Annotated in this window: 13 protein-coding genes and 1 riboswitch; of the genes, 5 read left to right on the forward strand and 8 right to left on the reverse strand. The window is 69.8% G+C overall.

What is annotated here, in order from left to right; all coding sequences use genetic code 11:
* Positions 1 to 81: 81 nt before the first annotated feature.
* From VHA73_08470 to VHA73_08480, 3 genes are read left to right on the forward strand one after another with little or no spacing between them, the layout of a single operon-like run.
* Positions 82 to 1,704, forward strand: a complete 1,623-nt coding sequence (locus VHA73_08470; protein ID HVX18055.1) for an MFS transporter — start codon at positions 82 to 84, stop codon at positions 1,702 to 1,704.
* A gap of 35 nt (positions 1,705 to 1,739) precedes the next feature.
* Positions 1,740 to 2,513: a class II aldolase/adducin family protein gene (locus VHA73_08475; protein HVX18056.1), complete on the forward strand. Its 774-nt coding sequence runs from the start codon at positions 1,740 to 1,742 to the stop codon at positions 2,511 to 2,513.
* A gap of 8 nt (positions 2,514 to 2,521) precedes the next feature.
* Positions 2,522 to 2,950 carry an ester cyclase gene (locus tag VHA73_08480; GenBank protein HVX18057.1) on the forward strand — a complete coding sequence of 143 codons (429 nt, stop codon included), beginning with the start codon at positions 2,522 to 2,524 and terminating at the stop codon, positions 2,948 to 2,950.
* Here the strand turns inward: VHA73_08480 and VHA73_08485 are convergent.
* Together VHA73_08485 and VHA73_08490 are read right to left on the reverse strand one after the other, a co-directional pair.
* Positions 2,938 to 3,366 carry a hypothetical protein gene (locus VHA73_08485; GenBank protein HVX18058.1) on the reverse strand — a complete coding sequence of 143 codons (429 nt, stop codon included), beginning with the start codon at positions 3,364 to 3,366 and terminating at the stop codon, positions 2,938 to 2,940. The two genes, VHA73_08480 and VHA73_08485, sit on opposite strands and share 13 nt — an antisense overlap.
* Entirely contained in the window at positions 3,363 to 3,953 is a 591-nt protein-coding gene (locus VHA73_08490) for a hypothetical protein (GenBank protein ID HVX18059.1), read from the reverse strand. Before VHA73_08490 ends, VHA73_08485 begins: the two co-directional genes overlap by 4 nt.
* A 140-nt stretch (positions 3,954 to 4,093) precedes the next feature.
* Between VHA73_08490 and VHA73_08495 the strand changes: the two genes are divergently transcribed.
* Together VHA73_08495 and gcvP are read left to right on the forward strand one after the other, a co-directional pair.
* Complete coding sequence (locus VHA73_08495; GenBank protein ID HVX18060.1) at positions 4,094 to 5,296, forward strand: LLM class flavin-dependent oxidoreductase; 1,203 nt, start codon at positions 4,094 to 4,096, stop codon at positions 5,294 to 5,296.
* A gap of 164 nt (positions 5,297 to 5,460) precedes the next feature.
* Positions 5,461 to 5,557, forward strand: a riboswitch (glycine riboswitch).
* A gap of 130 nt (positions 5,558 to 5,687) precedes the next feature.
* Positions 5,688 to 8,603: an aminomethyl-transferring glycine dehydrogenase gene (gcvP, locus tag VHA73_08500; protein HVX18061.1), complete on the forward strand. Its 2,916-nt coding sequence runs from the start codon at positions 5,688 to 5,690 to the stop codon at positions 8,601 to 8,603.
* A gap of 154 nt (positions 8,604 to 8,757) precedes the next feature.
* Here the strand turns inward: gcvP and gcvT are convergent, their stop codons facing one another.
* The 6 genes from gcvT to VHA73_08530 all read right to left on the reverse strand — a co-directional run bounded on the left by gcvT (position 8,758) and on the right by VHA73_08530 (position 13,585).
* Positions 8,758 to 9,831, reverse strand: a complete 1,074-nt coding sequence (gene gcvT / locus VHA73_08505; GenBank protein ID HVX18062.1) for a glycine cleavage system aminomethyltransferase GcvT — start codon at positions 9,829 to 9,831, stop codon at positions 8,758 to 8,760.
* 54 nt (positions 9,832 to 9,885) lie between these two features.
* Positions 9,886 to 10,353 carry a MerR family transcriptional regulator gene (locus VHA73_08510; protein HVX18063.1) on the reverse strand — a complete coding sequence of 156 codons (468 nt, stop codon included), beginning with the start codon at positions 10,351 to 10,353 and terminating at the stop codon, positions 9,886 to 9,888.
* Between the two features lie 111 nt (positions 10,354 to 10,464).
* Positions 10,465 to 10,956 carry a bifunctional nuclease family protein gene (locus tag VHA73_08515; GenBank protein ID HVX18064.1) on the reverse strand — a complete coding sequence of 164 codons (492 nt, stop codon included), beginning with the start codon at positions 10,954 to 10,956 and terminating at the stop codon, positions 10,465 to 10,467.
* Positions 10,957 to 11,068: 112 nt separating this feature from the next.
* Positions 11,069 to 12,025, reverse strand: a complete 957-nt coding sequence (locus tag VHA73_08520) for a cupin-like domain-containing protein (protein HVX18065.1) — start codon at positions 12,023 to 12,025, stop codon at positions 11,069 to 11,071.
* A 124-nt stretch (positions 12,026 to 12,149) separates the two neighbouring features.
* Positions 12,150 to 13,112, reverse strand: coding sequence for a MerR family transcriptional regulator (locus VHA73_08525; protein ID HVX18066.1), 963 nt, complete (start codon positions 13,110 to 13,112; stop codon positions 12,150 to 12,152).
* On the reverse strand, positions 13,109 to 13,585 hold the full coding sequence (locus VHA73_08530) for an FHA domain-containing protein (GenBank protein ID HVX18067.1): 477 nt from the start codon (positions 13,583 to 13,585) through the stop codon (positions 13,109 to 13,111). Before VHA73_08530 ends, VHA73_08525 begins: the two co-directional genes overlap by 4 nt.
* Between the last annotated feature and the right edge of the window lie 7 nt (positions 13,586 to 13,592).

Raw genomic sequence — 13,592 nt, forward strand, 5'->3', positions numbered from 1 at the left:
TGGCCACTAGCGTCGGAGGACTTCGGCCGCCACGCGGCCCCACACCCAGCGCGAACACCACACCCTCGGGGCGTGCCATCCATGACCCTCACCGCAGAACAGGTTCACGCCCGCCGCTGGTGGTCGTTGGGCGTGCTGTGCCTGTCGCTCACGGTCATCTCGATCGATAACACCATCCTGAACGTCGCGCTGCCGAACATCGTCGAGACGGTGGGTGCCACGGGCTCGCAGCTGCAGTGGATCGTCGACGGCTACGTGATCGTCTTCGCCTGCCTGTTGCTCACGTCGGGGTCATTGGGCGACAAGTTCGGGCGCAAGCGGGTGCTCACCGCCGGCCTCTTCCTGTTCGGTCTCTTCTCGGGCCTGGCGGCGTTCTCTGGAACCGCGTGGACGCTCATCGCGTTGCGGGCGCTGCAAGGCATCGGCGGCGCCGCGATCTTCCCGAGCACCTTGTCGATCCTGACCAACTTGTTCACGGACCCCTCCGAACGAGCCCGGGCGATCGGCATCTGGGCCGGCGTGTCGGGACTCGGGATCGCCACCGGCCCGCTGCTCGGCGGTTTCCTCCTCGGACACTTCTGGTGGGGGTCGGTGTTCTTGGTGAACGTGCCGCTCTGCGCGGCCGCCATCTTGTTGGGCCACTACCTCGTGCCCGACACGGGCGATCGCGACGAGACGAAGCTCGACTTGGGCGGCGCGCTGCTGTCGGTCCTCGGCCTGTTCTCGCTCCTGTTCGCGATCATCGAAGCTCCGGACAAGGGTTGGACCAGCCCCGAAGTCGTCATCGGCGGCGCGGCCGGTGTGGTGCTCCTCGGTGCGTTCGCGGTCTGGGAGCTGCGGTCCTCGCACCCGATGCTCGACGTCAGCTTCTTCAAGAACCCCCGCTTCTCGGGCGCGTCGGCCACCATCACCTTGACGTACTTCGCGCTGTTCGGCTCCACGTTCCTGCTGACCCAGTACTTCCAGTTCGTGCTGCTGTACAGCCCGCTCGAAGCCGGCATGCTCACCGCGCCCGTGGCGTTCGGGATCATGCTCGCGGCGCCTCGAGCGCCCCGGCTGGTCGAACACATCGGCACGAAGCGGGTGGTCGTGGTCGGTCTCGTCATCACGGGATCCGTGTTGCTCACGTACGCGTCAGACACCGTGATGTCGTCGGTGATCGGCGGCGGAGCGGTGCGGTTCGTGTTCGGTCTGGGCATGGGCCTCGTGGTGGCGCCCGCCACGGAGTCGATCATGGGATCGGTGCCACGCGCCCGGGCCGGCGTGGGCTCGGCCGTGAACGACACGACCCGCCAGACCGGCGGCGCGCTGGGCGTGGCCGTGATCGGCTCGATCTTCGCCCTTCGCTACCACTCGACGATCCGCGTCCCCGACGGCGTGCCGGGTCGGTTCCGCCCCGAGGTTCACGACTCGATCGGCAAGGCGCTGAAGGCGGTCGGCGACTGGGCCAGGCCCGCCCACGGCAAGCCCGACCCCGAGCGGCTCCGGTTGGCGAAGGAAGTGCACGACGCGGCCAGCACGGCGTTCCTGAACGGTATGCGCACGGCGGTCGTCGTCGGCGCAGCGTTCATGGGGCTGGCGGCGTTCGTGGCGTACAAGTACCTGCCGGCCCGCGCGCCCGTGGAGGTCGAGCCTGGCGCCGACGAGCGACTGGTCGAGGCGGAAGGCTCACTCGCCGCTGTCGACGACGGCCTGCTCATCTGACCGTAGGATTGGTGGGGCGACAAAGGGGAGGCCTCATGGTCAGCGATCGTCAGCCGCTCAACCCGTTCGTCGAACGGTCACCCGAAGAGGAGCGAGTCCACCGCAAGCAGCGCCTCGCGGCCGCGTTCCGCATCTTCGGCCGGCTCGGTTTCAACGAAGGGGTGGCCGGCCACATCACCGCGCGTGATCCCGAGCAGCTCGACCACTTCTGGGTGAACCCGTTCGGGATGAGCTTTCGCCACATCCGGGTCCGCGACCTGATCCTCGTCAACCACCAAGGCGACATCGTCGAGGGCAACTGGCCGCTCAACCAAGCGGCCTTCGCCATCCACTCCCAGGTCCACGCCGCACGGCCGGACGTCGTGGCAGCGGCCCACTCGCACTCGATCTACGGCAAGGCCTTCTCGTCGCTGCACCGGCCGCTGCGCGCCCTCACGCAGGACGCGTGCATCTTCTACGAGGACCACGGCCTGTACGACGGGTACGGCGGGGTGGCCGACGACCTCGAGGAAGGCAAGCGGATCGCCGCCGCGGTCGGCGACACCAAAGCGGCCGTGCTGGCAAACCACGGCCTGATCACGGTCGGCAAGACCGTCGACGAAGCCTTGTTCTGGTTCGTCACCATGGAGCGCACCTGCGAGGCCGAGCTCCTCGCGATGGCCGCCGGCGACCCCGTCGAGATCGACCCGGCTGTTGCCAAGGACACGCACCGCAAGGTCGGATCGTCGATCGCCGGCTGGTTCGGCGCGCAGCCGTTGTTCGACTGGATCCTCACCGAAGAACCCGACTGCCTCGACGACGGCTCCTGACCTGGCCTGTGGCTGTCGTCGCCATCGACGAGCACTTGCGCCGCCGGCGCGAAGCGGCGCTTCAAGCGCACCTCGACGCCGAGGCCACCGGGGACACCAGCCGCATCCTCGCCACGTTCGCCCACCCGCGCTACGAGCTGATCGGAGGCACCGGGCGGGCCTTCGAGGGCGTCGAGCAGGTGCGGGGGTACCTCACCCGGCGTCATCAGGCCTTCCCCGATCTCCACACGGAAGTCATCGCCCTGCACCACGCCATCGACTCCATCGCCGCGGAGCTGTGGCTGATCGGCACGTACACCGGCACCGTTGACGAGGTGCCCGACGGCGCCAAGCCGTTCCGTTGCCGGGTCGCGTCGTTCTTCGAGTTCCGCGAGGCCGATCTGGTGGGGATCCGGACCTACTTCGACATGGCGACGATCGCCCGTCAACTCGCCTGAGCCGCCTCCGGCGCCTCGGCCGCGCGCGCCTCGTGGCGGGCGACGGTGAACGCGATGAGCACGGGTACGTGCACCGCGTAGACCACCAACGACAAAGTCAGGACCCACAGGGGGCCGCCACGGAGGTGGTCTCGCACGAACGCGTACTCGATCATCCCTGCCGTGATGAAGTACGCCAGCAAGGCCCAACGGCCCACTTGGAAGAAACGCGACCAGTTGAAATCGCGATGGCGAGCGAGCAGCGCCAAATTGACCGCCAACAACACCGCCGACGCCACCAACAGACCCACCGCCGGCGCGAGTGGCACTGTCTCGGGCAGGTGGGCGGCGAGGTAGATCCCGCCGATCACGATCAGCGCCAGCGAGGCCATCCCGACCTCGGTGACCGGAGGCAACGAGTCGTGCTCGGCGCTCATTGGAAGCCCGCCACCTTCGTCATGATCACCAGCGTGGCGATCTGCATGAGGCCGGTCGCGCCGGCCGTGAAGATGAACCGCTTCATCAGCCGCTCGATGACCTCCGGGTTGGGCTGGGGCTTCTTGAGCTCGAACAGCACCGCCACGTTCGCCGGCTCCAGCAGCCCCAGGGCGATCACGGCCATGATCCCCACGATGATGTAGCTCGCCACGATCCAGCTGTGCGCGGGCGACGCCGAGTAGACGGTGCCCTTGATCGTGCCGAGCTGCCAGCCGCCGGCGAGGGTCAACGTCACGACAGTCGGCATGATCAGCAGGAGCTTCGGCATCAGGCGGGTGGTGAGCTCGATGCGCGCCGGCACCGACAACTTGCCCAGGATCGGCCCGATGATCAGGCCCATGAACAAGTCGAGGATCGTCCACGCCGCTCCCCCGCCGACGTGCGCCAGCTCGACAGGCCACGTCTTGTTCGCCGCGATCGCCCACACCAACAACGCGAAGATCACCGCAACGATGACCACGCCTCGCCGGGGGACGATCTCGAAGGCGGGCCGCTCGATTGCCGGAGCGCCCGGTGGTCCTGCCACTTCAGCGGCTCCCCGCGTGGGCGCCGCAATCGCCTCCGCCATTGCTTCCTCCCCTCTGGCGGCCTGCCCGGGCCGCGCTTCGCCACCCTACCGCTCGGCCCCGCTTGACGACCGGCTTCGCCCCGACGACGCTGCCAGCCATGCCTGATCTCGGTTGGCCGCTCAAGTTCGGTGTCTTCCTCGCCCCGTTCCACCCGCCCGGCCCGAACCCCACCTTGTTCCTCGAGCGCGACCTCGACCTCGTCGCGCACCTCGACAAGGTCGGCTACGACGAAGCTTGGATCGGCGAGCACCACTCGGCGGGCCACGAGATCATCGCCTCCCCCGAGGTGTTCATCGCCGTGGCCGCCGAGCGCACCCGCCACATCCGTCTCGGTACAGGGGTGAACTCGCTCCCCTACCACCACCCGCTGATGCTGGCCGATCGCATGGTGCTGCTCGACCACCTCACCCGCGGCCGGGTGATGCTCGGTTGCGGGCCGGGCTCACTGCCGAGCGACGCCTACATGATGGGCATCGAGGTCGCTCGCCAGCGCGACCGCATGGAGGAAGGGCTCGAGGCCATCACCCGGCTCCTCGCGGGGGAAACGGTCACGATGGAGACCGACTGGTTCACGCTGCGCGACGCCCGCCTCCAGCTCCGGCCGTACAGCCAGCCCTGCTTCGAGGTCGCCGTGGCCGCGATGGTGTCGCCGTCGGGCCCCCGCGCGGCAGGCCGCTTCGGGCACTCGCTGCTGTCGATCGGCGCCACCCAGACGCAAGGGTTCGACTTGCTCGGCATGTCATGGGGCGTCATGGAGGAGCGTGCCGCGGAGTTCGGCACTTCCGTCCGCCGGCAGGACTGGCGGCTGGTGGGTCCGATCCACTGCGCGCCGACCAAGGCCGACGCGTACCGCGATGTCGAGTTCGGGCTGGCCGGCTGGGTCGACTACTTCAAGAACGTCGCGGCACTGCCGCTGGCCCCCGACAGCGACGACACGAAGGTGCTCGCCGACGCGATGAACGAGGCCGGATTCGCGGTGATCGGCACGCCCGACGACGTCGCCGCGCAGATCCAGCGGCTGATCGACCAGTCGGGCGGCTTCGGCACGATGCTGTTCATGGTCCACGACTGGGCCGACGTCGAGGCCACCAAGCGCTCCTTCGAGTTGGTGGCCCGCGAGGTGTTCCCCCGCTTCCAGGGCTCGGCCGGGTCGCTGCGCGACTCGCGCGACTGGGCGGCTGCCAACCGCCCCACCTTCATCGGTCAGACCACCGACGCCATCATGGCCGCCTACGCCAAGCACCAGGCCGAGCACGACGACGCGTCAGCCGGGAGCGGCGAAGCGACCGACGCCGGCTGACCTTTCAGCGCTCCGTCGCGCCCGTCCGGCCGCGACCCTCTGGGCGAGGGCTCCCGCACCTATCGCCATCGCCGACTCCCGCGGTCGGCGACCTGCGAGGCCGCGCCGGGCAGGCTGGTGAACCGCGTGGCGCGTGCAGGCACGGTGTAGCGTGGCGGGGCCGCAGAAGCCGTGCGGGAGAGTCCTCCACAGCGTCGTGGAGGCGCCGAAGGAGCAAGTTCCTCCCCGGAATCTCTCAGGCCCCCGAACCGCACGGACGAGGTGTCGCTGGAAAGCGGGTCGCCGGTTCGCCGGGTCCCCACCCAAGGTGCAAACCCTCCGGGGTGAACCTCTCAGGTGCCGATGACAGCGGGGAGGCCATCCGAAGTCCGCTACGCACCCGGAGCCCCCGATGGCCGACCATCGCCGACCTCTCGCCGACCTCGAGCAGGCGAGCCCGTTCGCCGAGCGCCACATCGGGCCGCGGCCCGAGGACGAAGCGAAGATGCTCGCCGCGCTCGGCTACGCCACCCTCGACGACCTCTTGGCCGACGCGGTTCCGGGCGACATCCGCTCCGCGGGCCCGCTCGCCTTGCCGGCCGGGCGCACCGAGGCAGAGGTGCTCGACGAACTCCGGGCTCTGGCGGCGCAGAACCGGCCCATGGTGCAGATGATCGGCCTCGGCTGGAGCAACACGATCACCCCGCCGGTCATCTTGCGCAACGTGATGGAGAGCCCGGCTTGGTACACGGCCTACACGCCGTACCAGCCCGAGATCTCCCAAGGTCGCCTCGAAGCGCTCCTCAACTTCCAGACCATGATCGGCGACCTCACCGGCCTGCCCGTCGCCAACGCGTCGATGCTCGACGAGGCGACCGCCGCGGCCGAGGCCCTCACCCTCACGCGCCGGGCATCCAAGGCGCCCGACGATGCCGTTTTCGTGCTCGACGCCGACTGTCACCCCCAGACGAAGGCCGTGGTCGAGACGCGGGCCACCCCGCTCGGGCTGGAGCTGGTGGAGATCGACCTCGACGCCCACTCCCCCGACGAGTTGGCAGCCCTGGTGGGCCGGCCGGCGTTCGGCGCGCTGTTCGCACTGCCCGGCAGCTCCGGAGCGGTGCGCGACCTGCGGCCGTGGATCGCTGCCGTGAAAGACGGCGGCGGCTTGGCGGTGGTGACGGCCGACCTGCTGGCGCTGACGCTGCTGACGCCCCCCGGTGAGCTCGGCGCCGACGTCGCGGTGGGGTCCGCGCAGCGCTTCGGGGTGCCGCTCGGCTTCGGCGGGCCGCACGCGGGCTTCATGGCCGTCCGCGACGACTTGAAGCGGTCGCTGCCGGGCCGCCTGGTGGGCGTGTCCGTCGATGCCGAAGGAGCGCCCGCCACCCGGTTGGCCCTGCAGACGCGCGAGCAGCACATCCGCCGCGAGAAGGCCACCTCCAACATCTGCACCGCGCAGGTCCTGCTGGCCGTCATGGCGTCGATGTACGCCGTGTACCACGGGCCCGAGGGCCTCACCGCCATCGCCGAGCGGGTGCACCGCCTCGCCACGGTCTGCGCCGCCGGTGTGGAAGCGGGCGGCTTCGAGGTGCGGCACACCAGGTTCTTCGACACGGTCTGCGTGGCGGCGCCAGGGCGAGCTGCCGCGCTCGTGCAGGCCGCCGCGGAGGCCGGCATCAACGTGCGGCTGGTCGACGGGGACACCGTCGGCATCGCCGTGGACGAAGTCACGACCCGCGCCCACCTGGAGGCGCTGTGGGAAGCCTTCGGTGTCCTCGAAGCGGTGGAGACCGGTGGCGGTGTCGACGCGCTCGACACCACGACGGCCGACGCGCTCGACGGAGCCGACCGGCGCACCAGCCCCTTCCTCACGCACCCGGTGTTCCACCAGCACCGCTCGGAGACGGCGATGTTGCGCTACCTGCGCCGCTTGGCCGACGAGGACATCGCCCTCGACCGGTCGATGATCCCCCTCGGGTCGTGCACCATGAAGCTGAACGCCACCGCGGAGATGGAAGCCGTGACGTGGCCCGAGTTCGCCGCCATCCACCCGTTCGCCCCGCTCGACCAAGCGGCGGGGTACCGCACGCTGATCGGCGAGCTCACCGACGCGCTGGTCGCGGTCACCGGCTACGACGCCGTGTCGCTTCAGCCCAACGCCGGGTCCCAAGGTGAGCTGGCAGGCCTGCTCGCCATCACGGGCTGGCACCAGGCCAACGGCGACCTCGAGCGAAGGGTCTGCCTGATCCCGTCGTCTGCGCATGGCACCAACGCCGCCTCCGCCGTCATGGCCGGCATGCGCGTGGTCGTGGTGGCGTGCGACGACGACGGCAACGTCGATCTCGACGACCTGCGCGCCAAGCTCGACGAGCACCGCGCCGACGTGGCCGCGCTGATGGTCACGTACCCCTCGACGCACGGCGTGTTCGAGGAGGCCATCGTCGAGATCTGCGCGCTGGTGCACGACGCCGGCGGGCAGGTCTACCTCGACGGCGCCAACCTCAACGCCATGGTCGGGCTCGCGCAGCCCGGCAAGTTCGGCGCCGACGTGTCGCACCTGAACTTGCACAAGACCTTCTGCATCCCCCACGGGGGCGGCGGGCCCGGCGTGGGACCCGTCGCGGTGCGCGCCCACCTCGCGCCGTACCTGCCGAACCACCCGCTCGTGGCCGAAGCGGGCCCTGCCACCGGGCCAGGACCGGTCTCGGCCGCGCCTTGGGGCTCCGCCGGCATCTTGCCGATCTCGTGGGCGTACATCCGGTTGATGGGCGCGGAAGGTCTCACCCGGGCCAGCGGGCTGGCCGTTCTGAACGCCAACTACGTCGCCCGCCGCCTGCAGGACCACTTCCCGGTCCTGTACCAGGGCGGCCACGGCCTGGTCGCCCACGAGTGCATCCTCGACCTCCGCGGCCTCACCAAGGACACCGGTGTGACCGCCGAAGACGTCGCCAAGCGGCTCATCGACTACGGCTTCCACGCCCCCACCCTCAGCTTCCCGGTGGCCGGCACGCTCATGGTGGAACCCACCGAGTCCGAAGATCTCGGCGAGCTCGACCGCTTCTGCGACGCGATGATCGCCATCCGCCGCGAGATCGATCGGGTGGGCGCCGGCGACTGGCCTGCCGACGACAACCCGCTGGTGCAGGCGCCGCACACCGCCGCGTGCCTCGCGGGCGACTGGACGCACCCGTACACCCGCGAGGAAGCCGCGTATCCCCTGCCGGGCATGCGACGTCACAAGTACTGGCCGCCCGTCCGCCGCATCGACGGCGGCTACGGCGACCGCAACCTGGTGTGCGCCTGTCCCCCACTCGACGCCTACGCCGACTGACCACCACCCGCGCGGCCCCCCACCCGTGCTGTGAGCACTTGACCACCCACCCGCGCGTCCCCCCCACCCGTGCTGTGAGCACTTGACCACCCACACGGTGGCTCCCTGCTCACACCACCGGAATTGGGCGACGCACCGGGGCGGCGCGCGGGGGTCAGGCGTGCTTGGCCACGAACGGCGTCGGCACGACCTTGGCGGGCACCGGGGTGCCGCGCAGGTCGATGGCGACCTCGGTTCCTTCGGCCGTGTCCGGCGGAAGGAACCCCAGCGCGATCCCGGCCTCGAGCGTCGGCGAGAAGTTGCCGCTGGTGACCACGCCGACCGGCGAGCCGTCGATCAGCACGGCCTGCTCGGCGCGAGGGGGACGACGGCCTTCGACCACCATGCCGCACAGCTTCCGGGCCACACCTCGCTCGCGCTCGGCCTCCAGCGGCTCCCGGCCCCGGAACGGCCCTTTGGTCCAGCTGACCACCCACCCGAGTCCGGCCTGCAGCGGGGTGATCCCGGCGCCGAGCTCGTGGCCGTGCAGCGGCAGTCCCGCCTCCAGCCGCAGCGTGTCACGGGCGCCGAGCCCGGCCGGCTCGAACCCGGCGGCCACCACCGCGTCCCAGAACGCGGGCGCTGCCTCGGCGGGCATGGCGACCTCGACGCCGTCCTCACCCGTGTAGCCGGTGCCGGCCACGATGGCGTCGACCCCCTCCCACGTGAACCGTGCGACGCGAAAGCGCCCGATGTCGGCGGCGTCCGGCGCGACCGGCCGGAGGAGCTCACGCGCCGAGGGGCCTTGGAGTGCCAGCACCGCTCGTGTGCCCGTGATGTCAGGGGCCTCGCCCCCGAGGGCGGCTTGGATGCGCGAGGTGTTCGACGCGTTCGGCATGACGTGGAACGACTCGTCGTCGAGCCACCACACGATGATGTCGTCGAGCACCGAGGCATCGTCGGGGTCGAGCAGGTGCGTGTACTGCGCACGGCCGGCCTCGACCTTGTCGAGGTCGTTGGTGAACGCCTGCTGCAGCCGGTCGTGGCTGCCGGGCCCGGACACGTCGAGGGTGCCGAGGTGGCTGACGTCGAACACGACGGCACGCGCCCGACAGGCGCGATGCTCGGCGAGGGTGCCGCCGGCGTACTGCAGCGGCATGTCCCAGCCACCGAACGGGACCATCTTGGCGCCGAGCGCTCGGTGGGCAGCGTCGAGGGGCGAGTGGCGGAGAGGCGCGTCGTCAGTCACGGACGGCGATCGTAGGCCGACCCCGGGTCATCCCGGAACGGCTCGTGGGCTGCCTCAGGCGTGGGCGCGGCGGCGGGTGGTGGGTGCCGGCGCGTCGGCCTCACCGTCGTGTGCCTCACGCAGGTCGATCACGGTGTCGAGCTGGGCCTTCACCGACTCGATCGACAGCAGGTTGAGCACACCCTGCCCTTCCTTGACCAGGTCGATGATCTCCTCGTCGCGCACGAGCATGGCAGTCGAACCGTCGATGACGAGGTTGGCCGAGGCAACGTCTTCTCCGAGATGGTCGCGCAGCATGGTGAAGACGGTACGGACCGACTCGAGGCGGATGCCGGCGTCGAGCAGGCTCTTGATGACCTTCAACTCGAGCAGGTCGCGGTAGGAGTACGAGCGCCGCGACCCGCTGCCGTGCGCGTCGGCAAGCGACGGACGGACGAGATCGGTGCGTGCCCAGTAGTCGAGTTGGCGGTAAGTGATGCCGACGATGTCGGCCGCTCGGCGGCCGCTGAATCCTTCGCGCACGGTAGCTCCCGAATGCCTCAGGGTGACAGGAGTGAAACTACGAGCTTGTGACCCATCAACCGTACGGCACCGCGCGCGCGGCGTCAACGGGAGGTCACGTCCCGATCGCGCTCAGGCAGTTCCGAAGTCCTCGGGGTTGACCGAGTCGAGAAAGTCCTTGAACTGCTCGACAACTTCCTCGGCTTCCTCCGGCTCTTCGTCCTCGTCGTCGGCCGCGAGGTATGCGGCCTCGTCCATCACCGCTTCGTCGGCGAAGATCGGCGACCCGGTGCGGGCCGCGAGTGCGATCGCGTCGGAAGGCCGGCTCGACACGACATGCACGCCGTCGGCTCGTCGCAGGACCAGTTCGGCATAGAACGTGCCGTCTCGGAGCTCCGTCACGACCACCCGCTCCACCGCGGTCTCGAGCTCGTCGAGCAGGAGCTTCATGAGGTCGTGGGTCAGCGGTCGCGGCGTCACGACCTCGTCGAGCGCGAACGCGATCGCGGCTGCTTCAGGCCCGCCGATGAGGATCGGCAGCATCCTGCGTTGACCCTCACGCTCGCGGAGGAGCGCGATCGGGGTGTTCGTCGGAAGCTCGACACGGACGCCGACCAGTTCCATCTCGACCACGGTTTGCACCCTACCGCCCACCCGCCCGAGGTCGGTGGGCGTCGTCGCCGCGGCGCCCCGCTCGAACAAGGCCGCTCGGGTCACATCCAGGTGGCGCCGGGCCTCACTGCTCCCGGGTCGGGTGCGTCCACTCGAACGTGTTCGGGAACGCGAAGTTCGTGAACGACACCGAGATGGACGGCTCGAGCGAGCGGACCGTGTGCCACCACCCCACGGGGATGAACAGCACCTCGCCGGGCTCGAGCACGAACTCCACCGGCTGCACCTCCCGGTACGACGGGAACCGGTCGAGGTCGGGGGCCGCGGCGTCGACTGCGCTGAACACGCCGATGTCGTTGTAGAGCAAGGGCGTCTGCGACGGCGAGATCAGCCGGATCGCCTTCCGGCCGGTGACCTGGCACAACAAGATGTTGGCCACGTCGTGGTGCAGCGGCGTCACCGTGCCCGCCGGGCCGTACCAGAGGAACACCTGCCCCTTGGCCTTGGCCGGGTCGAGCAACCCCGGGAACTGCACGATGTCGTCGAGCAGCACCTCCAGCGGGCCGCCGGGGTCGAGGTTCTTGTTGTTGGCGACCATGTAGCAGTCGTTGCTCTCGCCGACGGAGGTGACCAGGTCGACGTAGTCCGACAACGCCATCGAAGTGCGGTGGTGGTCGAGGTTGCGCTCGTACAGCGGGTCCGACGCGCGCCCCTGTTGCACCTCGACGATGGCGTCCCCGGCGACCTTCTTGAAGTACGCCGGCCCCCAGTGCGCCATCGCCGGCCAGTCGTTCAGCATGTCGGTCAACACGAGCGGCTGGTTGCGGCAGTAGTAGCGCTCGAGGAACAGGTCGGCAGCGATGGTTGGGCGGCATTCGATCTCGCCCGCATGGCCGGACAGCGCGGCCACCTGCTGCTGCGCCCGCAGCACCGACGCCAACTTCGCCCGCTGTGCCTGGACGTCGCGTGCGCCGAACACGTAGGGATGCTGGTCGGCCTCGCGGACCTCGGCCGCCGCCTCGAACGGGTCGACGCCACGCGCGACGAGCACCTCGACCAAGGTGGGCACCGTCGCGCCCATCGCCAGGTTCTCCGCGACCCACCGCCGCCACCTCGGATGAATGCCCATCGCCTCGCTGCCGTCCGCTCGTCCTGCCCTGCCGCCATACCGCCATGGGGGGCGCCCACTCACCCCAGATCTTGCCTCAGACGGGCGGGTGGAGGTAGTCGTGCAGCGAGTGGCGCAGCAGCGCTCCGTGGAGCGCGTCGCCCAGCTCGATCAACTCCCCGAGCAGGTCGACAGCTTGTTGGCGTGCGCCCGGGTTGCGTTGCTTGAGCAGCGGGGTGACCACCTGCTCGAGGAACCCGGCCTCGCGCTCGGCCGCGACTTTGAACATGCGCAGGTGCCGCGCTTCGATGCCGCGCGCCAAGAACGCCGCCGAGCGTTGGGCGACCAGCACCGTCTCGCCGTCGTAGAGCAGCTCCGGCCCGACTTGGCGTCCCTTGACCAGGCCGAACTGCTCCAGCGACCGCAGCTGCGCCTCCGTGAGGCCGGCAGCCCGCAGCAGCTCCTCCTGATTCAAGTTCATGGTGGACACCTCTGCCCCCACTGGCGTCGATGGTGAGGCGGCAGGCGGCCTGGTGGCCGCCGGTTCGGCACGGCGCGCGGCTTCGTCCCCACCCCGTGCCGCGACCCGCCGTGCGTGGTCTTGCATCCAGACCGGTTCGTCGTGCGCGGTCGGCGGTGCGGCGGGCGGTGCCGAGCGAGACGACGGAGCCGGAGCCGGCGGGGCCGCTGCGGGATCGACGAACGGCTGCGACCCGGTGGTCGGGCCGGAGGGACCGCCGGCCGGCGTCAAGCGCTCTTCGGGCATCAGCTCGAGCTGGTCGGGACCGAAGTCGTCGTCGGGCGGGATCGTTCCGCCGTTGCGGTCGAGTCGCTCCTTGATCACTTTCAGGGGCAGGAAGTTGTCGCGCTGCTGGCGCAGCACCCACCGGAGCCGATCGATGTCGGCCTCGTAGAACTTCCGGTACCCCGAGGGGGTTCGCTCAGGGTCCATGAGGCCCTGGCTCTCGAGGAACCGGATCTTGGAGATGGTGACATCAGGGAAGTCGTCCTGCAGCAGGCTCAACACCTCACCGATGGAGAGGTGGGACCGGTCGGTCACTGGTCGCCCCCCGCGTCGCCCTCGAAGAACACCAGCTTGAACTTGCCGACCTGGAGCTCGTCGCCGTTGCGGATCGCCGCCTCTTCCATCGGCTGGCGGTTGAGGTACGTGCCGTTGAGCGACCCCACGTCGCGAGCCTGGTAGCCGCCCTCCACCCTCTGCACCTCGACGTGGCGGCGCGACACGGTGACGTCATCGAGGAAGATGTCGCTCTCGGGGTGGCGACCCACCGTGGTCAGATCCTTGTCCAGGTGGAAACGAGAGCCGGCGTTGGGGCCACGCGTGACGACCAGCACGCCGCCCGGAGGGACCTCACCGAGATCGAGCCGCACCTCGTCGTCGACGCTCGGGTCGAGTTGGAAGGTGACGGTCGTGTCCGAGGTGGAGCTGGTCAGCGCTTTGCCGCAGGACGAGCAGAAGTTCGACCCGAGCGGGTTCCGATGACCGCAGTTGTTGCAGTACACGTCGGACACGCGGCCT

It is taken from the genome of Acidimicrobiales bacterium (assembly GCA_035547835.1).
Taxonomy (GTDB): domain Bacteria; phylum Actinomycetota; class Acidimicrobiia; order Acidimicrobiales; family Iamiaceae; genus DASZTW01.